The following is a 25,081-nucleotide window of genomic DNA, read 5'->3' as shown; positions in this document are numbered from 1 at the left end:
AATAACCTTAAATGATAATATTATTTAATTTTTCTACGATATAGATCAGATCCTTGCATAATATGATCAAGCAATTCTTCCACCGCCCAATATTTTTCTTTAATATCTGCTGGAATCACTCGAGAGCCATAATGTTTGAATGTGCCAATTTTAACGTGCATTAATTTAGCAAAATTTGGATAACCAAAACTTTCAGCCGCCCCACAAATCGCAAGGAAATGGGCTAATTCCTGAATGATAGGATCTTGGCTTTCTTTATTTTTATACAAATAAGCATATAAATCAGGGTGAATATTATTAAATACCCCTGAAAATCCTTGAGAACCTGCTTTCATTGCCTCAAACGCAATAGCTGCATTGGCATTAATGATCTTCAAATTACTATTTTGGGTTAACTTAAGTCGGCGTTTAACGGTTGCTAAATCACAAGAAACATCTTTTAGCACCACTATATTATTAAAACCAGCAAAATATGTAATTTCTTCATCGGTTAATAAACGGCGATAAGGTACAGGACATTCGTATAATCCTAAAGTTATATCTTTTGGTAACGCAGATAATAATTTTTCAAAATTTGCTTTTAAAATCGCAGTTCCTTCATTATTTGGATCTAAACGATTAGTAATTAATATCACCGCATCCGCACCTGTATCATACATTGCCTGCAATTCTGCCACTTGTTCATCAAACGTTGCACCAGTATGCCCTGAAGTGACCACAGGAATACGACCTTTAGTTTGATCGATAACAGTTTGCGTTATTTTGATTTTTTCTTCCAGTGAAAGATAAAGGATTTCACTGGATTGACAAGTGGCAAATAATGTATCTGCTCCATTATCAATATACCAATCTGTCAGTTTTCTTAAGCCATCATAATCTACTTCATTGTTTGTAGTAAATGGGGTAAGCATAACAGGGATAATGCCTTGAATTTCCATAATTTTCTCCAAATTAATTATTTTTCACTAAAATTTTTCACAATGCCTTTAATTTGTAAAATCACCACTAATAAGAAACAGCAAGCTAAAACGGCTGAAACGGGTCTTTCTACAAAAGCAAGCAAACTACCATCTGATTTTGTTAAAGAAGATAATAAATTTCTCTCTAACATTGGTCCTAAAATCATACCTAAAATAATCGGTGAAATTGGATAATGATTTTTTTGTAAGAAATATCCAATAACGCCCATAAGCAACATAACGACTACGGCTTCAGGGGAATTATTAATTGCATAAGATCCTACAATGCTAAATATAATTACTATTGGATAAAGAATATCTTTATTGATTTGAATAATTTTCTTTAAGAAATTAACCACAATTAATGCCAAAGGAATTAATGCAATATTGGCAATGAAAAATAAAATAAACACCGCATATAATTTATCTGGTTGGAACAAAAATAATGATGGACCTGGTTGCATATCTTTCATATAAAGTACGCCGATAATAATCGCCGCTGCTGAGTCGCCAGGAATACCGAAAACTAATGACGGTATCCAACTACCAGCAAGACTCGCATTATTACTACTTGATGCGTCAATAATCGCATCTTGTGAACCTTTTCCGTATAACTCGGGCGTTTTTGATGTTTTTTTAGAAATAGCATAAGAAATCCATGCGGCAATATCCGCTCCCGCACCTGGTAATGCACCAATAGTCGTTCCAATGATACTACTGCGTAAAATACTCCATTTTCTCTGACTTAAGGGGTTGGCAAGTCCCTTAAATAGATTTAATGAGCTTTTATTATTTTCTAACTCAGAAATATCTACATTAGATGTTAATTTATATCTATTCGCATAATATTCAATGGCTCCTGAAATAGCAAATAAGCCTATCATTGCAGGAATAAAACTCACTCCCTCATATAATGACACTAGACCAAAAGTAAAACGTGCCTGCCCTGTAAATTCATCAAAACCAATGGTTGAGATCAATATACCAAATAACAACGTCAACAAACTTTTAGTGACAAATTTGCCAGCAATCAACGTTGCACAACTTAATCCTAATAATGACAACCAAGTGTATTCAAAGGAACTAAATTTCAAAGCGAATTTTGCTAAATAAGGGGCACTCACAGCCAAAATTATTGAACCAATCACACCACCAATTACCGAACTTAATAGACCAAGTCCTAAAACAAAATTCACTTTTCCTTGTTTAACTAAACGATAACTATCATCCACATAAGCGGCAGAAGCTGGTGTACCTGGTATTCTTAACAATGCCCCTGGAATATCACCAGCATAGATTGATGATGCTCCAACAGAAATCATTAAGGCTAAAGCTGGAATAGGATCCATAAAGAAAGTGAAAGGCACCATTAAAGCAACTGCCATTGTAGCCGTCAAACCAGGGATTGCTCCAACAAACAACCCAAATAGACCAGCACCTAAAATAGCTAAAATAGCATTGAGATCAATGTAAGAAAAAGCATTTATTAAAATATCCATAGCTACCTACTATTCAAATAACATTCCGCTAGGAAGTCCCACTAACAACACTTTTGCAAATAAGAAATAGATACCGATTGACAAAAGAAAGAGTAAACTGCCAATAAATAGCCTATTCTTTTCTAAAAATGGTTGTGTTAATACATTCAAAATTATTGCCACACTTAGAATAAAACCTACATATTCTGAAGAAAATAAGTAAAACAATACAATAACAGAAATAGCAAGAATCACTTTACCATCTTGTAACCAATCAAAACTCTGAAAAATATATTTATCTCGTAGTTTTACTTCCATAATAAAATCAATCAGACCAAAGAAAGAAACTAAAAACCCAATAATTGTTGGATAAAATGCTGCTCCATAATCAGAAAAATCACCATAAGTATAATAACTATATCCTGATATGATTAATCCAAAAATAAGCAATATAACAGGGGTAAGTAATCTAATCATATATTTCAATAGCCCCTAAAGGGGCTATTCTCCACATTATTCAGCAGACAATAATTCACCGAATTTTTTATCTTCATCTGCCATAAATTGCTCTAATTCAGCACCATATAACGCACTCGCTTCAAAGCCTTGTTTATTAGCAAATTTTTGCAATTCCCCTGAAGCATAAACTTTTTCCATAGCTTTAGTTAAGGCTTGTTTTACATCATCAGGTAATCCTTGTGGTGCTGTTAATACATTCCATCCATTTAAACTCCATTTATATGATGTTGCCTCTTGATATACAGGAATATCTGAATAAAGTTCACTTTTAGTCGGTGTCGTAATCGCTAAATGTCTTACCATTCCAGCATCGGTCATACTTTGAGCTTCACCTGGTGATGAAGTAACAAAATCAATACCACCAGAAACAAGTTCTTGTAACGCAGCACTCGCCCCTTGTGATGGTACAAATTTCACTGCATCCGTTGGTAAATTAGCACTTCTTAATATGCCCAATAAATTTAAATGCCAAATGGAATTTAACCCACTACCCGATGCTTTTAATTTACCTGGGTTTTCTTTAATCGCTGTCAAGAGTTCATTAATATCTTTATATGGAGAATCTTTACCTACTTGCACACCACCAGGCACAACGCCCAAACGAACAATTGGTGTATAGTTTTTATAGTTTAAATCTGTCATTTTTTGATGATGCATTAATGCAATCTCAACTGTCACAACCCCTAAAGTATAGCCATCAGGTTTTGCTGTTTTAATGGCATTATGTCCGACAACGCCACTACCACCAGTACGATTAATAACATTAACATTAGTTTTTAATTCTTCCTGCAATCCTTTTGCAACAAGACGAGCAATAGTATCTGTATTACCACCAGCTGCCCAAGGAACAATGATTGTGATTGGTTTTTCAGGATAATTAGCGAAAGCACTTGCAGAAAACAGAACGGAAGTGGCTAAGACTATTTTGATTAGATTTTTACTCATTTTGTACGCTCCAATATGAGAGATTATGTGACACAAATTAAATCGAAACGTTTCGATTTAATTTAAAAAGACAATACAAGAAAACATCAACTAAAAAAAGCACTTTTTGTTGAATTTGTGAGCTGGATCACAAATTTTCTTTTTTACAATAAAAGCGTTGAATATTTCCCTTGTAAAATTTATCTAATAGATTAAAATATAGCAAATAGATAAATTACTTCTAAACCAAATGGAAAAACGAACGCCACATTGTAAACTTGAAAAAGTCAAAGAGCTTATTGCTCAAAGTAAATACACACAAACCCAGTCTGCTTTGGTTGGTGCGGCTCAAATGGGAATTGACCATAATACAATGATCGAGATTGTGAATGCGTTAACGCCTGCCGATTTTTATAAAAGTATGACGACCTATGCTAATCATACTATTTGGCAAGATGTTTATCGCCCCAATACGGAATATGGCAATATTTATCTCAAGTTAACTGTAATTGATGAAGTATTAATTGTTTCATTTAAGGAGCTATAAGGATGAAATGTATAGAATGTAACACAGGTGAGTATATTCAAGATGTACGTGATATGTCTTATACTTACAAAGGACAAAAAACCGTTATTCCTAGGGTTTCAGGTAAATATTGTAGTCATTGCGATTCAGTATTAGTTGACCCTATTGATGCTCAACGTGTTTCAGAAACGATGATTGAATTTAATAAACAGGTTAATGCGACATTAGCCGATCCGCTTTATATTCAACGTGTTCGTAAAAAATTAAAATTAGATCAACGACAAGCTGGTGCTATTTTTGGTGGTGGCGTAACTGCATTTTCTCGTTATGAAACAGGAAAAGCCACACCACCAGTAGCATTAATTAAATTATTAAAAATTTTGGATAAACATCCAGATTTATTGACAGAAATGGCTTAACTTCTATTTAGGTTAGGGGTATTCCCCTAGCCCAAATAACAAATTCTCCCCAAACTTTTCTATTACCTCATTTCCCCCCTAACAATTTATTGCAAAAATTTGCCTTATATCACATTTTTTTATTTGATTTTGTTTTATAATGGCAAAATTGTTTGTTTCATTAATCACAATAAAAAGGATCAAAACTATGTCAGATTTACGTCAAGCTGCTTTAGATTTTCACGAATTTCCAAAACCTGGAAAAATTGAAGTTACTCCAACCAAATCACTAGCCACTCAACGAGATTTAGCGCTTGCCTATTCGCCAGGGGTTGCCGAACCATGTTTAGATATTCAAGCAGATCCCGCTAAAGCCTATCGTTATACATCTAAAGGCAATTTAGTGGCAGTGATTTCTAACGGGTCTGCGGTGCTTGGGTTAGGTAATATCGGAGCATTGGCGGGTAAGCCTGTGATGGAAGGGAAAGGCGTGTTATTTAAAAAATTCGCTGGTGTAGATGTGTTTGATATTGAGATTGATGAAAAAGATCCCGATAAATTAGTAGAAATCATTGCTTCCCTTGAGCCAACTTTTGGGGGGATTAACCTTGAAGATATTAAAGCCCCTGAATGTTTCTATATAGAGCAAAAATTACGTGAACGTATGCACATTCCTGTCTTCCATGATGACCAACACGGTACAGCGATTATCAGCTCGGCGGCTGTGTTAAACGGTTTACGTATTGTGGGTAAAAAAATTGAAGACGTGCGTTTAGTCGCATCAGGTGCAGGTGCTGCCTCGATTGCGTGTTTGAATTTATTGGTTTCGCTTGGCATGAAACGGGAAAATATCGTGGTTTGCGACTCTAAAGGGGTAATCTACAAAAACCGTGATGACCGTATGGACGACACTAAAAAACTCTATGCCATTGATGATAACGGCACACGTTCATTAGGCGATGTGATTGAAAATGCCGATATTTTCTTAGGCTGTTCCGCCAAAGGCTTATTGACTGCTGAAATGGTAAAATCCATGGCAGCCAGTCCATTGATTTTGGCGTTAGCAAATCCTGATCCTGAAATCACTCCACCTGAAGCCAAAGCAGCTCGTGCCGATGCGATTGTATGTACTGGTCGTTCTGACTACCCTAACCAAGTCAACAATGTGCTTTGTTTCCCATTCATTTTCCGTGGTGCGTTAGATGTAAGTGCGACCACCATTAATGAAGAAATGAAAATGGCGGCAGTGCATGCTATTGCAGATCTTGCTCTTGCAGAACAAAATGAAGTCGTTACTTCGGCTTATGGTGGCAACGAAGTGTCTTTCGGTCCTGATTATATTATTCCAAAACCATTCGATCCACGCTTAATCGTGCGTATTGCTCCAGCGGTAGCGAAAGCGGCAATGGATAGCGGCGTGGCAACTCGTCCAATTACTGATTGGGACGCTTATTTGGAAACATTAACGCAATTCGTTTACAAAACCAATTTGTTTATGAAACCAGTGTTTGACCAAGCGAAAAAAGACAAAAAACGGGTCTTATTAGCAGACGGTGAAGAAACCAAAATTTTACACGCAGTACAAGAAATTTCTGGTCTTGGTATTGCTTACCCAGTGTTAGTGGGTCGTAATGAGGTTATTGAACAAAAAATCAAAAAACTAGGCTTAAAAATTGAAGCTGGTAAAGATTTTGATGTATTAAGCACCGATAACCCAGAAATTTTTGAGAAATGTTGGACACTATACCATAATAAAATGAAACGTAATGGCGTGACCAAAGCGATGGCACAACGTAGAATGATTAATAATTCAGCAGCTATCGGTTCCGCTTTACTGGAATTAGGTTATGCTGATGCCATGTTGTGCGGTTTAGTAGGAACTTATTCAGCCAGCCTTGGTTTATTAAAAGAAATCGTAGGCGTAAAAGAAGAAGTGAAAGTCCCAGCCACAGTGAATGGACTCGTTCTTTCTGACCGTAACTTATTCTTAGCCGATACTTTTGTCAACACCGATCCAAGTGCAGAAGAATTAGCAGAAATCACTTTAATGGCTGCCGAAGAAGTACGCCGTTTTGGTATTGAACCTCAGGTTGCGTTGATTTCTCATTCTAACTACGGCACATCTGATCACCCAAGTGCGGTGAAAATGCGTCAAGTTTTACAATTAGTGAAAGCTCAAGCCCCTGATTTAATCATTGATGGCGAAATGCACTGTGATGTGGCATTGACTGAAAGTTTACGTAATGAAATGATGCCAGATAGCCCATTAAAAGGTGCAGCTAATTTATTGATTATGCCAAATATGGAATCAGCTCGTATTAGCTTAAACTTGCTACAAGGTACACATACCCCGATTACTATTGGTCCAATTTTAATGGGTATCAAAAAACCAGCTCATATTTTAACCTCAAAATCCTCTGTTCGCCGTATTATTAATATGGTAGCAGTGGCTGCGGTGAAAGCACAATAATCGTATAAATATTCAAAAATGCCCTGTTTATTACAGGGCATTATTTTTGTTTAAGTGAATTAGTAATTCTTTCAGTTCAGCTTTATTTATAATTTTAATACCTTGTTTACTGACTTCATTTAAAGTCTGATCATAGTTATCTGCCATTTTTTCAATATCTTCTCGACTAGTTATTCTTGGAATAGTATGTTCTTGAGAGTGTTTTTCCGCATATCGACTGATATTCCGCTGAATACTTAATTCAACATCAATGGGTAATTTAACTACAACAACTTGATAACCATTTTCAATAAATGGTTTAATCAGGTCTTGAGCAGTTGCCACTTTTGAAAAAGTAGCTTCATAAATCACATTTAAATATTCTTCAATCGCTTTATTTCTTAATGCTTTTGCAAATTCAAAGGAATATTTACTCGTTCTTTTATAGGCTTCATCACGACCGTATTTCTCCTTAAATTGGTTTATTCTAGGGTGTAATTTACGATAATTATCAGGCTGTATTTTTAACGCATTAAATTCTATATCATCTATCATGGTAGATTTTCCACTTCCGCTAACCCCCGTTACAAATATAGCGATTGGATTATCTGATTTATGTAAGTTAAACGTTTTAATTGATTTATAAAAATTGTTATTCACACTATTTAAATCAAGTTTAGTTTTATCGCCCATATTAAAGCCCTTTTGCAATACGTAGCTTATCGTATTTATCACTTAGTTCGTAAATTTGTTCAATCATATCAACGGCTTTTTCTTGATTGGTTTTATATAGGGCTGAATAGGCTTTTTTTATGTCTAATAGACGTTTTTCATCTTTTGCCATTTCATCAGTTTGCCCTGCTTGCAATTCAATCATCAACATATCGGCTTTGGTATCAGCGACAACTTCAACCACAATATCGGTCAGAACAACGTAATCTTTTTTAAGGCTTTCAATCATCTGTGCTTTTCTTTCTTGAGTTAGCATAATAATTCTCCTTTAGTCAATTTATCTCTAAATTTATCACTAAAATTATTTAATGCAATAAGTTAATTGCGAAAAGTAAAAAAGCGGATTGCTCCGCTTTATAAAAGTTATTTTAATTATCTTAACTCACTTTTTTCATCGCCTCAGCAACAAATTCTGCCTCTAATCCCAGAATAACTTGTAAACCATTATCGCCCATTTTGACCAGACCTTTTGAGCCTAAGGCTTTGAGTTGGGATTCATTAATTTTACGCATATCTTGCACAGTTAAACGTAATCTTGTGGTGCAATAATCAATATTGCTAAGATTTTGTTTACCGCCTAATGCTTTTACAAATTGTACGGCTTGTTGCTCATAACTGGCATTATTTTGCTCAATATTTTCAACCACTTCATCATCTTCACGACCAGGGGTTTTCAAGTTGAACATTTTGATCACAGTACGGAATATCACATAGTAAATCGCAGCAAAGACCAAACCTTGAACAATCAGCATATACCAACTCACTGCCAATGGATTACGAGAAGAAAGCACCATATCCACTAACCCCGCACTAAATCCAAAACCAGCGATCCAGTGCATTGATGCGGCAATATAGACAGAAAGTGCGGTTAATAATGCGTGTACTAGATAAAGTACAGGTGCAACAAACATAAAAGCAAATTCGAGGGGTTCAGTAATACCAGTAAAGAACGAAGCTAGTGCCGCTGCAAACATAAGGGAAGCAATCTGTGCTTTTTTGGCAGGTTTGGCACTATGATAAATCGCTAATGCAGCGGCTGGTAAACCAAACATCATAACAGGGAAGAAACCTGCCTGATACATACCCGTTACACCAACCACGGCTTTACCATCAGCAAGAGATTGAGCACCACCTAAGAAATTTGGAATATCATTGATACCCGCCACATCAAACCAGAATACAGAGTTCAAGGCGTGATGTAAGCCAACAGGGATCAATAAACGGTTAAAGAAAGCATAAATACCTGCACCCGTTGCCCCTAAATCTTTAATCGATTCACCGAAAGATACCAAGCCACCAAAAATCACAGGCCAAACATAAAGTAACACAAAGGCAACAATAATCATCACCAAAGACACCACGATTGGCACTAAGCGTTTACCACTAAAGAAAGCCAAGGCTTTCGGCAATTCAACGGTATGGAAACGATTATATAACTCAGCAGAAATCACCCCGACTAAAATCCCAATAAATTGGTTATTAATTTTATTAAAGGCGGCTGGAACTTGATCGGCTGGAATACCTTGTAATTGAGCGACCGCTGCAGGGGAAAGCAATGTTGTTACCACTAAATAACCCACTAAACCTGACAGTGCGGCAGAACCGTGTTTATCTTTTGACATACCAAAAGCCACACCAATAGCAAATAGGAAAGGCATTTGATCGATAATTGCTCCACCCGATTTAATTAACAATGCTGCCAGTTGACTATTAGCTCCCCAACCATCTGGATCAAGCCAATACCCCACACCCATTAATAGTGCAGCGGCTGGTAAAGCTGCCACAGGCACCATTAATGCTCGCCCAATTTTTTGCAAATAATTGAGAATACTCATAATGATCTCCTTGAATTTTGAAAGTTTAATTTATTAATTTACGGCGAAAGAAATTTTACTTCAAAAATCATTTAAAAAATGTGATCTCCGTCATAAATTATAAAAATATTTTTTATTATAACCAATAGACTTTATGTCAGGTTTATCTATAATGAAATTGAGTCTGGAATTTTCCACCTTTTATGATTGAATATACGGGAAATTGCTATGCTGAAAATTACTAAGATCTTTAACAACAACGCTATCTTGGCGGAAAATGAACATGGCACAGAATTAGTTATTTTGGGCAAAGGCATTTCCTTTAACAAAAAAGTGGGAGATCTGGCTAATGAGCAAGCTATTGAGAAGACCTTTAGTTTAAATAAAAGTATTTTTGCGACTCATTTAACTGAAATTTTAAGTGAAATTCCACCACAATATTTTCGTTTAACCCATCGTATTATCAAGCACGCCAATCGTCTGTTAGGGACGGAATTGTCCAATAATATTTATGTGAGTTTAACCGATCATATTTATCATGCAGTAGAACGACTTCGTCATCAACAGCCAATCCAAAATGGCTTATCCTATGAAATTCAACGCCTCTATAAAAAGGAATTTGCCATTGGGCAGTATGCGGTGCAATTAATTAACCGTGAAATGAATGTGAAAATGACCGATGATGAAGCAGGATTTATCGCTTTACATATTTTTAACGCTCGTACAGACAGTGAAATGCCTGAAACCTATCGTACTATGCAAATCATTAAAGATATTTTAGCGATTGTCGGCTATCATTTTAATCTGGTATTAGATCCTAATGATTTTGATTGCGGACGATTTATCACCCATTTACAACATTTTTCGCAACGCTTATTCTCCAATCAGGAAATCCCCAATTTTGGTGATGATTTTCTCTATCAACAAACCCGAAAAGCCTATCCTGATGTGTATCAATGTGTGGAAAAAATTAATAAATACCTAATCAAAAATTTTGATAAAACCTTAAATCAAGATGAACAGTTATATTTGGCTATTCATATTCAACGTATTATTCGTAAATGAAATTGCTATCGCACAAAAGCAAAAAAGTGCGGTGTAAAAAATACTGATTTTTTTCACCGCACTTGAAAGGTTGTAAAGACCTAAAAATTAGCCTAAATCTTCCCCATTGCTGGCAATGACTTTTTTATACCAATAGAATGAATCTTTGCGAATACGCTCGCCCGTGCCGTTGCCGTCATCGTCAATATCCACATAAATAAAGCCGTAGCGTTTACTCATTTCGGAGGTTGACATACTGACTAAATCAATCGGTCCCCATTCTAAATAGCCCCAAAGATCCACACCGTCCGCAATGGCTTCTGCCATCTGTTCGATATGAGCTTTGAGATAGTCAATACGGTAGCTATCGTGAATTTTACCATTTTCAACTTTGTCATAAGCACCTAGCCCGTTTTCCACAATGAATAATGGTTTTTGGTAGCGGTCGTACATATCGTTTAAGGTAATCCGCAAACCTACTGGGTCAATTTGCCAACCCCAATCAGAGGCTTTTAAGTACGGATTTTTCACCCCGTGTAAAAGATTACCGCCAATATCACCATCTTCTTGCGGATGGGTCGTTACCGCTAAACTCATATAATAACTGAATGAAATATAGTCCACGGTATGCTGTTTCAAAATCTCATCATCACCCACTTCCTTACGAATTTGCACATTATTTTCCGCCCAATGACGTAACATATATTTCGGATATTCACCACGAGCATGAACATCGGTAAAGAATAAGTTTTGTTGATTGCCCCATTGTGCTTGGCGTTGATCAGCAGGATCGGCGGTTAACGCATAATGGTGTAAGCGTGCCAGCATACAACCGATTTTGGCATTTGGATCAATTTCACGCAAGGCTTTAGTGGCTAATGCACTTGCCAAAAATTGGTGATGCAACGCCTGATATTTAGCACTTTCCTGTTGATCGGCAGGTACCCGATCTAACACAACTCCAGCACCACAATAAGCACTGTGCATCGTCACCATATTGATCTCATTGAACGTCAGCCAATATTTCACTTTGCCTTTATAGCGGTTAAATACGGTTTTAGCATAACGCACAAAGTGTTCTATCACTTCTCGCCCCAGCCAGCCGTTATATTTTTGGGTTAAACCCAACGGCGTTTCATAGTGCGAAAGCGTAACCATGGGTTCAATGCCATGTTTGTGCATTTCATCAAACATATCATCATAATATTTCAATCCTGCTTCATTTGGTTGCTCATCATAACCGTTCGGGAAAATTCTCGCCCAATGAATAGAAATACGAAAACATTTAAACCCCATTTCACCGAACAAGGCAATATCATCTTTATATTTATGATAAAAATCAATCCCGTGACGTTTAGGAAAACGCCCCTCAAATTTGCCCGATAAAATCTCATCAATGCGTTCGGAAGATACATCAATGGCTGCCGATTTTAGCCCGCGGATTTCTTTTGGCACATAAGCCACCATATCCGAACCCGCTAAACCTTTGCCATCTTCGTCCCAACCGCCCTCAATTTGATTGGCTGCGGTAGCACCGCCCCATAAAAAATCCTTTGGAAATTTACTCATTATATTGTCCTCTGTTGATAAAATTTAATTGAAACTGTAGCCATAAGGATAAAGCGGATTTTCGCTATCATCTGGCAAAGCAGGATGTTGTTTTTCCACTGCCTGCATTGAACGTGGCAATTCAAACGGCAATTTGCCTTGAGCTTTAGCTTTGCCTGTGACAACATCAAATAAAGCATTGTCATCCGCTCCGAAATTAACCATCAGTACAGCAGCTTTATCCTTAATATTGGTTAAAATTGCTGGTCTGTCCATATACACCGAAACAATGGTCGGTACATGAGCTTTGGCAAGACTTTGCACTACTTGATAATCTTTATCGGAAGCTAAGAAATTAAGCCGTCCCTCATGTTGCAAACTACCGAAATAAAATTCACTATGCGGATATTCAAACGGCGTTTCAAGTCGAACAATGGCAAAATCTGCCTGCGAAAGTTTTTTCACTACGGTAAAGCCATATTGTTTGGCAACCGTTGCATCCACATTATGTAAATAGACTTTTTTGCCACTTTGCACAGGCATTAAGCCATTATTTTCCAATAATACTTGGGCTTGTTGTTGAGCCTGATGAGCCAAGGCTTTAGTTTCGGCATTATTAAACACCGTTGCCGTTGCTGTAACATCAACATAAGGATTTTCAAATAAGCCTAGTGCAAATTTTTGCTCAAGAATCCGCTGTACCGATTGAGCAAGGCGTTGTTCAGAAATCTCACCATTTTTCACCGCACTTTGTAACGGTTCAACGTTATCCGTGCCACCGAATTGATCCAATCCTGCATTGAGTGCTTTCACATAGCGTTGTTGCACGGTTAAATTCTCCACGCCCCAAGGCATTGCCACTTGCTTTAAGGTTTGCGGATTAGCCTTAGTCGGGTTGGTACATTGACTGGTACAATCACGAGTAATGCCCCAATCGGACAAAATAATGCCTTTAAAGCCTTTTTCATTACGTAACAAATCAGTGAGTAATTGTTTGCTATAACCCGCCCCCACTTTTTCCAACGGTTGACCATTGACTGTTGCACCATTCAAAATCGGATAGGTTGGCATTACGCCAGCGGTACTGGCAGTAAATGCTCCGTCAAAGGCTTTGACATGCAAAGCGAAACTGTCTGCCGTATGTTGGGCGTTACGTCCGTAATAATTATGTCCGTCATAACCGTTCGGCTCGGCTCCATAGCCCACCCAGTGTTTCACAATGGTTGCCACACTTTGTGGATTTACCCCCTGATTGCCTTGTTGAAAGCCTTCGATATATGCCCCTACCTGTTGACTCACTACGTCAGGATTAGAACCAAAAGTAGAAGTCACTCTCGACCAACGGGGTTCAGTCGCAAGATCTGCTTGTGGTGAAAGAGCCACTTGAATCCCTACCGCACGATATTCTTTGCCAGCAATTTGCCCGAATTGTTTCGTCAACTGCGGATCATTTAAGGCGGCAAAACCTAAGGTTTCTGGCCATTTGGAAAAACCCTCGTTAACTGGTGTACCTGCTACACGCAAGAAATGGTGACGCGGATCGGAACTGACCGAAAGCGGAATCGCAAATTCAGTTTGCTCCGCTACTTGTTGAGCCAGATTATTTTGTTCAGCGAAGTTGGCTGGCGTAGTGGCAAGACGGGTGATTAAATGATTAACATGTTTAGTTTGCACCAAATTTTTTAGCTCAACTAAATCATATTCAGTGCTAGAATCCTTTTTATTTGGCAAAGTAGAATGAAACATCAATCCCACTTTCTGCTCAATGGAAAGACGAGCAGTTAAATCTTTGGCTCGTTGCTCAGGGCTATTTCGCCAGTCTTCAAAAGGTTCTAATTTACCGTTTCGGTTGAAATCTTTAAAACGTAAGCCGTTTAGCTCAAGAATGGGTAAATTTTTCGCCCCTAACTCTGGTTGTTGTACAGATTGACTGGCACAAGCAGCAAGCACTAAGGTTGCTACAGGTAATAATTTGAAGATAGTTTTCATGCTTTTCTCCTTATTTTCGTTGATCATTCAACCAAGTAAATAAATTGGAATAGCTTTTTCCATTAAATTTAGCTTGGAAGTTACCGCCAAAGTTGGCGTTACTTGGTTCAAAGCCATAATTTGGTGCCGTTGCCAGTAAAATCTTAGCAGGGTTTTGTACACCACGCACTTGATCATTTAGCACATAAATCCACGAAAAATGCCCAGAATATCGCGTATTTGGAGTATCTGTACCTTGCACCGTTTCAAAATAGGAATACCACACATTTTTTGCACCTGCTTTGAGTAAGGCTTGATAGGTCGGTTGCGAATATTTGTGCGGATTCACTACAGGATCATCGTTTGATGCCACAAACCAAATGGGAATATGCTTAATTTTATTGGCTTTTGCTGTGCTAAACCAACGGCTATCGGTTGTTACAAAGGCTTCCGTACCCGTGCCTTGTTGGGTGACATATTGCCCTTGATTATCTTTTTTATGTTGGAAATAAGAGTAAGCCTCACAAATTGGATAAGCCGCAGCAAAATAGTTCGAATAATTAACCAGCATATTCACCGTCATATAGCCACCATTGGAATCACCGCCTAAATAAATACGGCGACTATCTACATCAGGATTAGATTTCACATAGGCTTTAATCGTATCCATTAAAATTTGCGTATAACGAGATGGGTTTGCTCCACCGCCATTTTTGCCGTCACCCTCATCCATCCAATAGGTTGGCGTTTGCACGACCAACACATAAGCACCAGTTTGTTTACCTGCGTGGAAATAATGCTGAATCGGTGATTTGGCTAGGGCTGAGGCTTCATTACCCAGAATCGCAATATCGGGATCGGTGCCACCCTCGCCTTGTCCGTGCAACCAAATAATCAATGGATTTTTTTCACCTTGTTTTAAATTCTCAGGTTCAAAAGCGGCGGTTTGTAAGGTTAATTTTTCAATTTTCCGATTGTATGGATTTCGATAACTGCCCGAAAATGCACTACGCACGTTAAACAATGTGGTGTCTGGCACAAGGCGGTTGTTGATTGCATCTTGATCGAGGTTTAAAGAATAATTTTTACCATTAATCGTCAATGATTGAATAGCGGTTTGAACCCGATACTCTGTCGCCCATTCATTCATAAATTTTTGTGCATTATAAACAAACGGCGATGCCACATAGCTATGGTCTTGATAAGGCACGCTGAGTTCCAACGTGATGAACCTTGATTTAGCTTGCGGATTACCTTGAGCATCTGAAATATAAGCATTTTTCAGCTCACGTTGCACGCCCGCGGTAGTAATGCTGATATTCTGATTGTCAAAACTCGTTACTTCATCGTTTAATGCAATAATCACTTTCGGCACATTCGGTCCGCCCTCTTGCCCTTGCACCAAAATTGTCGTTTTAGCCTGTTGAGAATAAGACGGATTGACTGCTTGGCATCCGCTTAACAAAATGGTAGCAGCGAAAGTCAACATAAATAATTTTTTCATCGTAATATCTCCTCAAAAGTGCGGTGGTTTTTAGCAAAATTTTTCATTTTTTACACCGCACTTTCTAAATTTAAACTATATTCTCTACGCTTAAATGGAGAGAAAAGCCGTTATGCCGTGGTGGTTTGTAATACTTTTATTAACGGTTCATTTTGTGCAATGTGTGGTTCGGCGGTAACAATCACATCAAGATAACGCTCGCTATTGGCAATAATGACAGGGGTCATGACTGAATAGCCTGCTTGAGTAATTGCCTCAATATCAAATCTACCTAACAACTGCCCAGCAGAAATATGCTCACCGTCTGTTACCAAGGTTTTAAAATGCTTGCCACCTAGTTTTACGGTATCTATACCAATATGAATCAGAATTTCCAAGCCATCATCGGACACAATGTTGTAGGCGTGTTTAGTCGGGAAAATTGAGCTAACGATGCCGTTAACGGGTGAAATCAATTCGCCTTTAGTCGGCAAAATCGCAACTCCTTTGCCAAGTGCTTCGGAGGAAAACATTGGATCTTCAATGCTAGATAATTTATGCACTTCTCCCTCTAATGGGCTGATTAAACTGAATTTTTCTAATGGAATAGTGTGAACGACTGTATTTTCCGATGTGGTAGTCGGCTCTACATTATTAGCCGATTTTGGCAACATATCATCGTTATAGCCGAAAAGATAAGTTAATATACAGCCCACGAGAAAGGCTGTGGCTAAACCGAACGAATAGAATAGCAAAGAACTTTCTGGACCGATTAACACAGGATAAAGCAATAATCCGCTGAAACCAAAGGCAAACATTTTCACCGTACTCAATGCCATCACTGCACCGCCAATCGCACCGCCGACAACGCCATAAATAAAGGGCTTTTTGAAACGTAAAGTAATCCCGTAAATTAATGGCTCGGTAATCCCCAAAACGCCAGAAAAAGCGGTTGAACCAGCAAGGGATTTAATCTCTTTGTTGCGTGATTTTAAAAATACCGCAAAAGTCGCCCCTGCTTGCCCAAGTACAGCAGCACCCGTTAATGGTGCAATGACATCAAAACCAATCACTGCCATATTGTTAATCATAATCGGCACCACACTCCAGTGAATGCCAAAAATCACCAACACTTGCCAAATACCGCCCACAAATAAACCCGTTAGCACTGGGCTAACTTCCATCATCCAAGACAGTGCAGATGCCAAAGCATGTCCGATGCCTGAACCGATAGGACCAATAATTAATAAGGTTAATGGCACAACCACAGCCAAGGTACAGGCTGGAGCAAAGAAATTCCGCACGGATTCGTGCCAGATTTTTTCAAAAAAGCGTTGTACATAAGATTGAGCCCACACCGCCAGTAAAATTGGGATAACGCTGTAAGTGTAGGTCATTACTGCTACATCAAAACCAAATAAAACCAAGTCTTTACCATTGCTGGCTATTTCTACCAAAGAGGGATAAAGCAAGGCAGTGGCGACACCTACCGCAATATAAGGGCTGGTTTTTAATTTTTGTGAGCTTGAAAAAGCTAAAAAGACGGGTAAGAAATAAAAGGTTGCACTAGCAGTGGCATCTAACACCAAATAAGTACCCGATTGAGGATCTATCCAACCTGCTACAGAAAGAATAGCCAATACGCCTTTTAGAATACCCGAGCCAGCCATGACCCCAATCATCGGCGTAAATGAACCTGCTAAGAAATCAATAGCCCGATTAATCACGCTGGCTTTCGGTAAATCTTTCGTATCACCTGCTTCAATATTGGCAATATTCATAATTTCCGCATAGACTTTTGGTACATTATTACCAATCACCACCTGAAATTGTCCGCCGCTTTCTACCACGCTAATCACTCCAGCGGTCTGACTAAGTGCATCTTTATTCGCTTTGGTACGGTCTTTTAACACGAAACGTAATCGTGTCGCACAATGTACCAAGGAATGTACATTTTGTTCACCGCCTACCTGTTGTATGATCTCTCGAGCAAGTTTACCGAAATCTTTAGCCATAATGCGTTCCTCTTAATGTGTTTAATTTTGAGGTAATAAAAAAGCCTAAGCAAAATAACGCTCAAACGAGTTGTTATTTTGCTTAGGCTTGCCGAATTAACGTAACACCCTAAGTGTTGGCTTGAGTATAATCAGAAACGAGATATTTTGTAAAACATTAATTTATAAAATTGTGACATTGATCACAAATTCTAGGAAAATTTCTGCAAAAGTGCGGTGATTTTTATTTAAAAAATCTCACAAACTTATCCAAATTACTCAAATAATTCTGAATTAGGCGTTTCATTTAATTTTTTTGCATTAACATTATCCTTAGCAATGTTCAGCATTTGGTTAGCTGGATCATCATCAACAAGATGATATTCCATATTGCCACTGTTCACTTCTTCCATAGCTTCTAAGGTTTCGGCATTGGGTTTCAAGTAACTTAAATTAGACATAGAATTACTCTCCTATTAAGTTGATAATGTATTTCACTATAACACCCAAAATATTGTAATGTAATGAAATACAAATTCTGTTTTATCTGATCGTGCCGCAAAACACTGTCCTTTAGGGCAATGATATAAGGCACGATTAGATAATAAAAATATAGGTACTGAAAATCACATAATAATTGGGAAAATAAGTTTCCCAAAACCTATGATGTTTTGGGAAACGGGAGTGGATGTTAATTATAGTATTTAGGTTCTGAATTAAGTGAATGTCCAACTTCTTCGTTTAAATTAAGGATTTGGTGGAAAGTATCAAGAAGCTGTTGTTTACTATTTGCTTGATAGTAATAGTCACCAACACACTTACGCCATGCTTTTTTTGTATCTTCTTTCAGTTCATAACCAAAAGCGACAAAAGCAATCCTAGTGGGACGTGTTGTATAATTAGGATCCTGCAAAGAATCTATCTTACTTTTGATTTTACTACAAAGTTCTGTTTTAATCAGATCTGTTGTCACTGTTATATCAGTATGAATCTGATCTCGTCCATCAGATAATACCAAAATGATACGCTGTGTATTCGTTTTTAATACTGATGGCTGTGCCTTAGAATCTGTATTTTTCAACATTAAATAATTCGCCCCAATCAATAAGCCCGAGCTACTTAATGTACTACCAGAGGCTTTCAATGCACTAAATTGAGTACTTAAACTATCATGCTGATTCTGACCAAACCAATTATTTGATGTTGTCATGATTGAAGCATTTTCATGTAAACACAAACTATACGACTTAGCAAAAGAAAAAGGATACTCAATGTCCTCCCCTTTAAAATTCTCAATTTGATTAACAGTCTTCTCTAAGTCCACATGCTCGTTAAAATACGGATAAGCTAAATCTCTTTTACCATGTGTTGCAAGAAGATCTTTCGCTGTATTAAGATTACTCTCACTATCAAAAAAGAAAGGAATATAACATTTCTTTGCATCTCTCCTTTGCTGAGCACCAAATGCAAATGAAACAAAACCTATGCGATTAAAGGGACTAATATTACGGTTTTCTTGTTTAGCTTTTTTAGAATCTAATAAATCTGCACTAACAGACTCTACAACCTCTTTAAGAACTTTTACTTTAGGCTGAGAACGTCCATATTGATCTTTAACTTCTTTTTGATTTTTATCCAGAAGAGGATCGTTCATAGAACCACTAAAGTCACTAACCAACATCAAATCCAATGGTATAACTTCATCCTGATTTTTCTGTGCATAAACTGAACCAGAAGAGATTTTTTCTGTTTTGTCAAAAGACAACGCTTGATCTTTTAAATAAAGCCAAGACGGGCGATCAAAATTACCGCTTACTTCACAAGCTACAGTTTTAGGAATACCATTAGCATTACTATCAACTAGATGACAATCAGATTTGTATTCATCTGTAATATCTTTATTATTATCTTGAGGATTAGAACGATAAGTATTACCTAAATAATAGCTTTGAACAATTCCCCTAATTAATTCTTGATTGCGTTGTTTTTGTTGCTGATCCAAATTTAATGTTTCATTCGAATCATTACTTTTTTGACGTGTAACATCATCATGCTTTTGATTTTGTCTATAAGCATTATTCTCTGCCACCAAAGCCAAACTCGCTTGTTCCATACCTTGTACAAAACGAGCTTTATCTAATAACAGCCCTGATCCATCTACTGCAAAGGCAATTAAACCCACCAATACAACAGAAAGTAATCCCATCATAACGCTATAAACCCCACTTTCATTTTTATAAAAATGAAGTGTGGCTTTATAACTATTTTTGGCAATATAAACTATGTTTTTCACATTAAAATCTCTTCTATAATATTAACGGGATACAGCTAAAGAGGTAGAACGTAGCATTCCGTTTGATTTAGCACTATCACCTGCGACTAAGGCTCTAAATAAGCCACTGCCAGTTTCCATACAAACGGTAACTTGATAAAGTGGAATTTTCCGCTGATTACCATTATTATCAATACGCTCTGAACGTGGTGATAAATTTGCACGCTGATCTAATGTTGTGCTTGGTTTGCACTTGCTAGTATCACCTAATGTTGTAAGTGTACTTGATGTTGCTCCTGTAAAAGTCAACTGCTCCAAAACAATCATCACATCATTGTAATCATGCTTTTCTCCATACAGAATTCGTGATGCTAGTTTCTTAAAGATAGTCAAATCGTCCTTATCTATTTCTTCTTCATTCTCTGAAAAAGTTTCACTGCCATTATATAGTTGATTACGTTCACGCAATATATTAACTAATGAATAAGAGGCATTATCTAGTTTTCCTAAAGTCGAACGCACAAACACTAAATCTGCCATAAAAGCAAAAATAACCGCTAACACAATCATGATAAGAACAAACTCAATCGTAACCGAGCCTTTTTTATTGCTGGAAAAAGATTTAATTTGTGTATTGAAATTGCGATCTTTCATATTCTTGTACCATAACAATTTTTCTTTCTAATAAATTATTCGTCCAGCTTGTCGGTAAAAATGGCAAAGGTACGACTGGCTGATAACTATATTTTACGGTGTATAATGCCAAGGCAGCATTTCGCCCTGTTTGGGGAGTTGTCTGTCCATTTTGTCCACTATTTGAATCTTCTTCTTTAAATAAATTATCAATCGTTTTAAAATCAAACGCATTAATATACGTAACCTTGACCTTTAATTCATTCTTGGCTTCCCCTAAGAACGCAATCGTACCACTCCGTAAGCTATTGCGTTGCTCTATTAAGATTTTCTCAAACTGGGTTTTATAGTCACTATTGGCTGCCCGTTGGTTTTTAGCGATTCTGACACTTTCAGTAATCGCTAAATCCCAATAGGCGGAAATAATCGCCAAGCGGCATAATTCAAAAATGAGAAACACCACAAAAAAGAAGATACCAACGGTGAGAGAAAATTCGATAGTAGAAACCCCATTCGGGTTTACTAGCATTTTCTTCAAGTTCTTTATCATAAATTAACCTTTTTTATTATCCTGATTATTTATGTGCGGTGATTTTTTCTGCTTTTTTTAATGCGGATACAAGATCTTCTGGCGAGGTGCTTAAACGTTCTTTACGAATAATATCTAAGGCGTAATCAGTATCATTGTTTTTCACTAAAGCAAAAACTAGATTATGAATTAAGCGTTGATCTTTCACCCCATTTAAATATTGTGGTAGTAACAAATCTACCGCATTACGGTAGTCACCACTAATAATATTTAACATTGCCATATTATTAATCGCAGCCACATCGTTAAGGAAAAATTCTCTGGCTTTCACAAGATCATTTTGAGCTTCAGATAAACGTCCTAGATGTGCGAAAGCAATACCACGCAAATTATAGGCTTCAGCATTTCTCGGATCTCTTTGTAGCACAGCATCTGCGGCTGAAACTGCTTGAGCATATTGTTTCAACTGAATTAAGTTTTTAACTTGCAACACACTCGCTTGAACAGCTAACGGGCTTTGCAAATCCAATAATGGCGTTAAATATAACATAGAAGATTTATAATCTCCTTTGATATGATAACTATTGGCTAGTTTATAGCGAACATTCGGATCATCATTGGTTTTTAATGAATCACGATAAAGCGAAATCAAACCACCGTAATTTTTGGTGCTTTCATATAGCTTTTCTTTTGCTTCAAAATTCTCTGCAGTTGTTGGTTTATTGAAGTTTGCACAAGCAGTCAACGAAACAACGAAACCTAGAAGTAATACTTTTTTAATTAATTTAAAATACATTTGGAAATACCCTCATTGCACCCGGTGCTAAGATTAAAATAATAATTGGAAACATAATAAACAGAATTAAAGGAACACTCATTTTAGCGGCAAGCGTACCTAATTTTTCTTCTATTTCTAATAACTGTGTTTCTCGAATATCGGCAGATAACTGCGTTAAATGTGAATAAATAGAAGAACCAAAACTAAGACTTTGCTGTAATACAGTACAAAACATTCGAATTTCTCTGGTTGGCAAAGAAATTGCTAAATCTTGCAATGCTGCACTCAAGCCCGTAATTTCAGATTTCCGAATAATACGTAACATTACATAACTTAGATCAGAATTTAATACTTCGAAATCGTTTGCAACACGCTTTAATGCCGCATCAATACTGATCCCAGTTTGAATACAGACCGCCACAAGATCAACAAAGCCTGGTAAATCTACCATTATTTTCTTAATTTTTCTTTTTAATACAGTACTGGTTGTAATCCCTGGAACAAGAATAACAAAAACAAATATTACCGCACCAGCTAATAGCATAGAAATTGAATCAGCGTCCTGATTAAAAAGATAATAAATACAGAATAAAAATAAGGTTAATAAAATCTTAAGTTTTATATTTTTATCAAAAATACCTAACACTTTCAGCACTGGGTTATTATTGATTAATAATAACTCTAGTTCAAGTTGTTGTTTATTTTTACCCTGATTAATTTCTGTGTCATCTTTCTCTTTTGGTTTTTCGCCTGAAATATATTCTTTATTCCGATCTAATTTCTTTTTAGCCGAAAATGCAAAAAACAACAAAATCATTCCGAATAACGTTAATGTGAAATAGTATAGAAATACATTTAATGTCATGTTGACTTCCTCATTAACCACCAAATAATTGACATACCAAAAAGTTCACTACCTAGTACATAATAAAGAATAATACGTCCACTAGGATCATTAACTACATAGTCATAATTTTCTGGCATGGTGAATCTCATAAAGATAAAAAATAGCACTGGGAAAGCCGCTACAATCATGGCTGACATACGAGCTTCCGAGGTCATTGCTCTTTTTTTCTTTTCCATTTTTTTACTATCAGCGATCATTCGACCTAAGCGGAAAATAACTTCACGCATTTGTCCCCCTTTATCAAGGTTAATCCGAACAATCGTAATGAAAAAATAAAATTCTTTATAAGGATAACGGCTATAACTGTCATCAAACACCGAAGCTGCATCTTCACCAATGGCTAAACGTTTATGAATCGATTTAAATTCATCGCCTAATTGCCCTGGGATTTCTCTGCCACAATGCCCAAGTGCTTGTAATAAGCCTGCACCTGAGGAAGTGGCTGAGTTCAAGATTTGTATGACTTCAGGAAACTTATCTTCAAAAATTTTTCTATTATGACGTTGTCCTTTTTTCCACACAAACAACACCAACAGCACTAAGAAAAAGCCAGCGAAAACAAATCGATCCCATTTAATAAATTCATAATTCAAGTAATAACAAGTAAAAAAGATAGCCAAAGTAATCAGCACATTTCTACTTAAATTTTTACTATTACCCGAAACGAAATAATATTTCCATAATACAAATTTTGCTTTCAGGTCTGCAACAAAATTACTAAACGTCTTAAATGAAACATTACGTCTATTATTAATTTTCTTGCGAGTAGAAAAGAAAATCGTTGCAGTATAAATAAATAATAATACCCCGAAAGATACTACTAAGTAATATAGAAGAAGAGTACTCATTCAACCCCCTCAAAAATACTTGCCAACTCTGAACCTAAGTTAAAGATCTGTGCATTTTGTGCAACAATCGAACGTTTCAACAAGCCGTGACAAACAAATTCGCCGAGAATTTTACCATCTTTATCACGATGTTGGCTTGGCTCAAAGTTAAAAATATCCTGCAATACAATTTGCCCATTTTCCATGCCCATTATTTCGGTAATATTAATAATTTTTCTTGAACCATCATTTAAACGTGTGGCTTGAATAATAATATTAACCGCAGAAGCAATATTACGGCGAATTGCTTCGAGTGGCAGTGAAGCGTTTGACATCATCACCATACTTTCCAAACGAGCTAAAGCATCTCGCGGGCTATTGGCGTGCAGGGTTGACATAGAACCATCGTGTCCCGTATTCATTGCTTGTAGCATCTGAAAGGCTTCCCCACCACGACATTCCCCGACAATTATACGTTCTGGTCGCATACGTAAAGAGTTAATCACCAAATCTTGCATGGTTACTTCACCAGTATGCTCAACCCCCGCTAAACGTGTTTCTAGCCGAACAACGTGCGGTTGCTCCAAACGTAATTCAGCGGTATCTTCCAATGTAATTACCCGTTCTTGTGGCGAAATATAGTTAGATAAGGCATTCAACAAGGTTGTTTTACCTGAACCTGTACCACCTGAAACGATAATATTGACTCGAGATCTGGCAGCAATAATTAAAAAGTTCGCCATTTCACGTGACATTGAACCAAAATTCACTAATTCCTGTAGTGATTTTTTTGACTTACTAAATTTACGAATAGAAATAGAAGTACCATCTAACGCAATCGGCTGTACCACCACATTTAAACGGCTACCATCTGGTAAACGTGAGTCCACCAAAGGTGAAGAGTCATCAATACGGCGACCCACTCTTGCCACTAAACGTTTTGCAATATCCGTTAGCTGATTATTGTCGATAAAGGATTTATTAGTTTTTTCCAATAAACCCGCACGTTCTACCCAAACATCATCAGGACCATTAACTAAAATATCATTGACCGTATCATCAGCCATTAATTCTCGCATGGGTCCATAACCATCAATTTCATCAGCAATGACTTCCGCCATAAAACGGGCATCCGCAGAAGTAATATAAAGGTTATGATTCGCAGAAACTTGAGATACAACCTGAATTAGTTCATCAATAACTTCATTTCTTTCATCTTGTATCTGATCAAGTTTCTCAATATCTAAATTACTTAATAGCTCATTTCGAAAAAAGATTTGTTGTTCTTTAGTTAACATC

General features: G+C 37.0%; 23 protein-coding genes. 4 read left to right on the top strand and 19 right to left on the bottom strand.

The genetic code is table 11. The features are described 5' to 3' along the window. Nucleotides 1-20 precede the first annotated feature (20 nt). Genes O1Q80_RS04010 through O1Q80_RS03995 form a run of 4 tightly spaced genes read right to left on the bottom strand, consistent with a single transcriptional unit; the run spans nt 21 to nt 3,901 of the window. The gene (locus O1Q80_RS04010) at nt 21-938 is read right to left on the bottom strand and encodes a dihydrodipicolinate synthase family protein (RefSeq protein WP_386695822.1); all 918 of its coding nucleotides are present in this window, start codon (nt 936-938) and stop codon (nt 21-23) included. Between the two features lie 17 nt (nt 939-955). Beyond that, nucleotides 956-2,458: a tripartite tricarboxylate transporter permease gene (locus O1Q80_RS04005; protein WP_132301512.1), complete on the bottom strand. Its 1,503-nt coding sequence runs from the start codon at nt 2,456-2,458 to the stop codon at nt 956-958. 9 nt (nt 2,459-2,467) lie between these two features. Then, the gene (locus O1Q80_RS04000; RefSeq protein WP_132301514.1) at nt 2,468-2,914 is read right to left on the bottom strand and encodes a tripartite tricarboxylate transporter TctB family protein; all 447 of its coding nucleotides are present in this window, start codon (nt 2,912-2,914) and stop codon (nt 2,468-2,470) included. Nucleotides 2,915-2,950: 36 nt separating this feature from the next. Further along, nucleotides 2,951-3,901, bottom strand: a complete 951-nt coding sequence (locus O1Q80_RS03995) for a tripartite tricarboxylate transporter substrate binding protein (RefSeq protein ID WP_386695819.1) — start codon at nt 3,899-3,901, stop codon at nt 2,951-2,953. 229 nt (nt 3,902-4,130) lie between these two features. Here O1Q80_RS03995 and O1Q80_RS03990 point away from each other — a divergent pair, with 229 nt between their 5' ends. The 3 genes from O1Q80_RS03990 to O1Q80_RS03980 all read left to right on the top strand — a co-directional run bounded on the left by O1Q80_RS03990 (nt 4,131) and on the right by O1Q80_RS03980 (nt 7,274). After that, nucleotides 4,131-4,427, top strand: a complete 297-nt coding sequence (locus O1Q80_RS03990) for a type II toxin-antitoxin system MqsR family toxin (RefSeq protein ID WP_386692540.1) — start codon at nt 4,131-4,133, stop codon at nt 4,425-4,427. Between the two features lie 2 nt (nt 4,428-4,429). After that, nucleotides 4,430-4,825: a type II TA system antitoxin MqsA family protein gene (locus O1Q80_RS03985; RefSeq protein ID WP_386695817.1), complete on the top strand. Its 396-nt coding sequence runs from the start codon at nt 4,430-4,432 to the stop codon at nt 4,823-4,825. A gap of 187 nt (nt 4,826-5,012) precedes the next feature. Continuing rightward, nucleotides 5,013-7,274: an NADP-dependent malic enzyme gene (locus O1Q80_RS03980; protein WP_386695814.1), complete on the top strand. Its 2,262-nt coding sequence runs from the start codon at nt 5,013-5,015 to the stop codon at nt 7,272-7,274. Between the two features lie 30 nt (nt 7,275-7,304). Here O1Q80_RS03980 and O1Q80_RS03975 read toward each other — a convergent pair whose 3' ends face one another. From O1Q80_RS03975 to nagE, 3 genes are all read right to left on the bottom strand, one after another. Beyond that, a complete protein-coding gene (locus O1Q80_RS03975) occupies nt 7,305-7,946 on the bottom strand; it encodes a zeta toxin family protein (RefSeq protein WP_386695812.1) in 642 nt (213 codons plus the stop codon). Between the two features lies 1 nt (nt 7,947). Further along, nucleotides 7,948-8,241 carry a hypothetical protein gene (locus O1Q80_RS03970; RefSeq protein WP_386695811.1) on the bottom strand — a complete coding sequence of 98 codons (294 nt, stop codon included), beginning with the start codon at nt 8,239-8,241 and terminating at the stop codon, nt 7,948-7,950. 121 nt (nt 8,242-8,362) lie between these two features. Beyond that, nucleotides 8,363-9,820 (bottom strand): N-acetylglucosamine-specific PTS transporter subunit IIBC, encoded by a 1,458-nt coding sequence (gene nagE, locus O1Q80_RS03965; RefSeq protein WP_386695809.1) that lies wholly within the window; start codon nt 9,818-9,820, stop codon nt 8,363-8,365. A 207-nt stretch (nt 9,821-10,027) separates the two neighbouring features. On the opposite strand from nagE, the gene licT reads away from it, so the two are divergent. Beyond that, nucleotides 10,028-10,864 carry a BglG family transcription antiterminator LicT gene (gene licT / locus O1Q80_RS03960; protein WP_386695807.1) on the top strand — a complete coding sequence of 279 codons (837 nt, stop codon included), beginning with the start codon at nt 10,028-10,030 and terminating at the stop codon, nt 10,862-10,864. An 87-nt stretch (nt 10,865-10,951) separates the two neighbouring features. Here licT and O1Q80_RS03955 read toward each other — a convergent pair whose 3' ends face one another. The 12 genes from O1Q80_RS03955 to O1Q80_RS03900 all read right to left on the bottom strand — a co-directional run bounded on the left by O1Q80_RS03955 (nt 10,952) and on the right by O1Q80_RS03900 (nt 25,080). Then, complete coding sequence (locus tag O1Q80_RS03955) at nt 10,952-12,412, bottom strand: glycoside hydrolase family 1 protein (RefSeq protein WP_386695805.1); 1,461 nt, start codon at nt 12,410-12,412, stop codon at nt 10,952-10,954. Between the two features lie 24 nt (nt 12,413-12,436). Then, complete coding sequence (locus O1Q80_RS03950; RefSeq protein ID WP_386695804.1) at nt 12,437-14,380, bottom strand: glycoside hydrolase family 3 N-terminal domain-containing protein; 1,944 nt, start codon at nt 14,378-14,380, stop codon at nt 12,437-12,439. Between the two features lie 10 nt (nt 14,381-14,390). Next, a complete protein-coding gene (locus O1Q80_RS03945; RefSeq protein ID WP_386695802.1) occupies nt 14,391-15,863 on the bottom strand; it encodes a prolyl oligopeptidase family serine peptidase in 1,473 nt (490 codons plus the stop codon). Between the two features lie 110 nt (nt 15,864-15,973). Further along, nucleotides 15,974-17,857, bottom strand: a complete 1,884-nt coding sequence (locus O1Q80_RS03940) for a beta-glucoside-specific PTS transporter subunit IIABC (protein ID WP_386695800.1) — start codon at nt 17,855-17,857, stop codon at nt 15,974-15,976. A gap of 254 nt (nt 17,858-18,111) precedes the next feature. Further along, a complete protein-coding gene (locus O1Q80_RS03935) occupies nt 18,112-18,297 on the bottom strand; it encodes a hypothetical protein (RefSeq protein WP_386695799.1) in 186 nt (61 codons plus the stop codon). A 230-nt stretch (nt 18,298-18,527) separates the two neighbouring features. Further along, nucleotides 18,528-20,129 carry a TadE/TadG family type IV pilus assembly protein gene (locus O1Q80_RS03930; protein ID WP_386695797.1) on the bottom strand — a complete coding sequence of 534 codons (1,602 nt, stop codon included), beginning with the start codon at nt 20,127-20,129 and terminating at the stop codon, nt 18,528-18,530. A gap of 21 nt (nt 20,130-20,150) precedes the next feature. Further along, entirely contained in the window at nt 20,151-20,762 is a 612-nt protein-coding gene (gene tadF, locus O1Q80_RS03925; RefSeq protein ID WP_386695795.1) for a tight adherence pilus pseudopilin TadF, read from the bottom strand. After that, nucleotides 20,731-21,291, bottom strand: coding sequence for a TadE/TadG family type IV pilus assembly protein (locus tag O1Q80_RS03920; RefSeq protein WP_386695794.1), 561 nt, complete (start codon nt 21,289-21,291; stop codon nt 20,731-20,733). The genes tadF and O1Q80_RS03920 overlap by 32 nt, the downstream gene beginning before the upstream one ends. A gap of 25 nt (nt 21,292-21,316) precedes the next feature. After that, on the bottom strand, nt 21,317-22,066 hold the full coding sequence (locus O1Q80_RS03915; RefSeq protein WP_386695792.1) for a tetratricopeptide repeat protein: 750 nt from the start codon (nt 22,064-22,066) through the stop codon (nt 21,317-21,319). Further along, nucleotides 22,056-22,913, bottom strand: a complete 858-nt coding sequence (locus O1Q80_RS03910) for a type II secretion system F family protein (protein ID WP_386689542.1) — start codon at nt 22,911-22,913, stop codon at nt 22,056-22,058. The genes O1Q80_RS03915 and O1Q80_RS03910 overlap by 11 nt, the downstream gene beginning before the upstream one ends. After that, entirely contained in the window at nt 22,910-23,803 is an 894-nt protein-coding gene (locus O1Q80_RS03905; RefSeq protein WP_386695791.1) for a type II secretion system F family protein, read from the bottom strand. Before O1Q80_RS03905 ends, O1Q80_RS03910 begins: the two co-directional genes overlap by 4 nt. Beyond that, nucleotides 23,800-25,080, bottom strand: a complete 1,281-nt coding sequence (locus tag O1Q80_RS03900; protein WP_386689538.1) for a CpaF family protein — start codon at nt 25,078-25,080, stop codon at nt 23,800-23,802. The genes O1Q80_RS03905 and O1Q80_RS03900 overlap by 4 nt, the downstream gene beginning before the upstream one ends. Nucleotide 25,081 lies beyond the last annotated feature (1 nt).

Origin of the sequence: Lonepinella sp. MS14435 (genome assembly GCF_042485795.1) — a bacterium.
GTDB lineage: Bacteria > Pseudomonadota > Gammaproteobacteria > Enterobacterales > Pasteurellaceae > Lonepinella.
Note: the sequence above shows the minus strand (reverse complement) of the source record. Positions and strands in the feature narration are given on the sequence as shown.

What these genes read in the sequence shown, in the direction of transcription:
- O1Q80_RS04010 (WP_386695822.1), bottom strand. Translation starts at nt 938, where the DNA reads ATGGAAATTCAAGGCATTATCCCTGTTATGCTTACCCCATTTACTACA.
- O1Q80_RS04005 (WP_132301512.1), bottom strand. Translation starts at nt 2,458, where the DNA reads ATGGATATTTTAATAAATGCTTTTTCTTACATTGATCTCAATGCTATT.
- O1Q80_RS04000 (WP_132301514.1), bottom strand. Translation starts at nt 2,914, where the DNA reads ATGATTAGATTACTTACCCCTGTTATATTGCTTATTTTTGGATTAATC.
- O1Q80_RS03995 (WP_386695819.1), bottom strand. Translation starts at nt 3,901, where the DNA reads ATGAGTAAAAATCTAATCAAAATAGTCTTAGCCACTTCCGTTCTGTTT.
- O1Q80_RS03990 (WP_386692540.1), top strand. Translation starts at nt 4,131, where the DNA reads ATGGAAAAACGAACGCCACATTGTAAACTTGAAAAAGTCAAAGAGCTT.
- O1Q80_RS03985 (WP_386695817.1), top strand. Translation starts at nt 4,430, where the DNA reads ATGAAATGTATAGAATGTAACACAGGTGAGTATATTCAAGATGTACGT.
- O1Q80_RS03980 (WP_386695814.1), top strand. Translation starts at nt 5,013, where the DNA reads ATGTCAGATTTACGTCAAGCTGCTTTAGATTTTCACGAATTTCCAAAA.
- O1Q80_RS03975 (WP_386695812.1), bottom strand. Translation starts at nt 7,946, where the DNA reads ATGGGCGATAAAACTAAACTTGATTTAAATAGTGTGAATAACAATTTT.
- O1Q80_RS03970 (WP_386695811.1), bottom strand. Translation starts at nt 8,241, where the DNA reads ATGCTAACTCAAGAAAGAAAAGCACAGATGATTGAAAGCCTTAAAAAA.
- nagE (WP_386695809.1), bottom strand. Translation starts at nt 9,820, where the DNA reads ATGAGTATTCTCAATTATTTGCAAAAAATTGGGCGAGCATTAATGGTG.
- licT (WP_386695807.1), top strand. Translation starts at nt 10,028, where the DNA reads ATGCTGAAAATTACTAAGATCTTTAACAACAACGCTATCTTGGCGGAA.
- O1Q80_RS03955 (WP_386695805.1), bottom strand. Translation starts at nt 12,412, where the DNA reads ATGAGTAAATTTCCAAAGGATTTTTTATGGGGCGGTGCTACCGCAGCC.
- O1Q80_RS03950 (WP_386695804.1), bottom strand. Translation starts at nt 14,380, where the DNA reads ATGAAAACTATCTTCAAATTATTACCTGTAGCAACCTTAGTGCTTGCT.
- O1Q80_RS03945 (WP_386695802.1), bottom strand. Translation starts at nt 15,863, where the DNA reads ATGAAAAAATTATTTATGTTGACTTTCGCTGCTACCATTTTGTTAAGC.
- O1Q80_RS03940 (WP_386695800.1), bottom strand. Translation starts at nt 17,857, where the DNA reads ATGGCTAAAGATTTCGGTAAACTTGCTCGAGAGATCATACAACAGGTA.
- O1Q80_RS03935 (WP_386695799.1), bottom strand. Translation starts at nt 18,297, where the DNA reads ATGTCTAATTTAAGTTACTTGAAACCCAATGCCGAAACCTTAGAAGCT.
- tadF (WP_386695795.1), bottom strand. Translation starts at nt 20,762, where the DNA reads ATGAAAGATCGCAATTTCAATACACAAATTAAATCTTTTTCCAGCAAT.
- O1Q80_RS03920 (WP_386695794.1), bottom strand. Translation starts at nt 21,291, where the DNA reads ATGATAAAGAACTTGAAGAAAATGCTAGTAAACCCGAATGGGGTTTCT.
- O1Q80_RS03915 (WP_386695792.1), bottom strand. Translation starts at nt 22,066, where the DNA reads ATGTATTTTAAATTAATTAAAAAAGTATTACTTCTAGGTTTCGTTGTT.
- O1Q80_RS03910 (WP_386689542.1), bottom strand. Translation starts at nt 22,913, where the DNA reads ATGACATTAAATGTATTTCTATACTATTTCACATTAACGTTATTCGGA.
- O1Q80_RS03905 (WP_386695791.1), bottom strand. Translation starts at nt 23,803, where the DNA reads ATGAGTACTCTTCTTCTATATTACTTAGTAGTATCTTTCGGGGTATTA.
- O1Q80_RS03900 (WP_386689538.1), bottom strand. Translation starts at nt 25,080, where the DNA reads ATGTTAACTAAAGAACAACAAATCTTTTTTCGAAATGAGCTATTAAGT.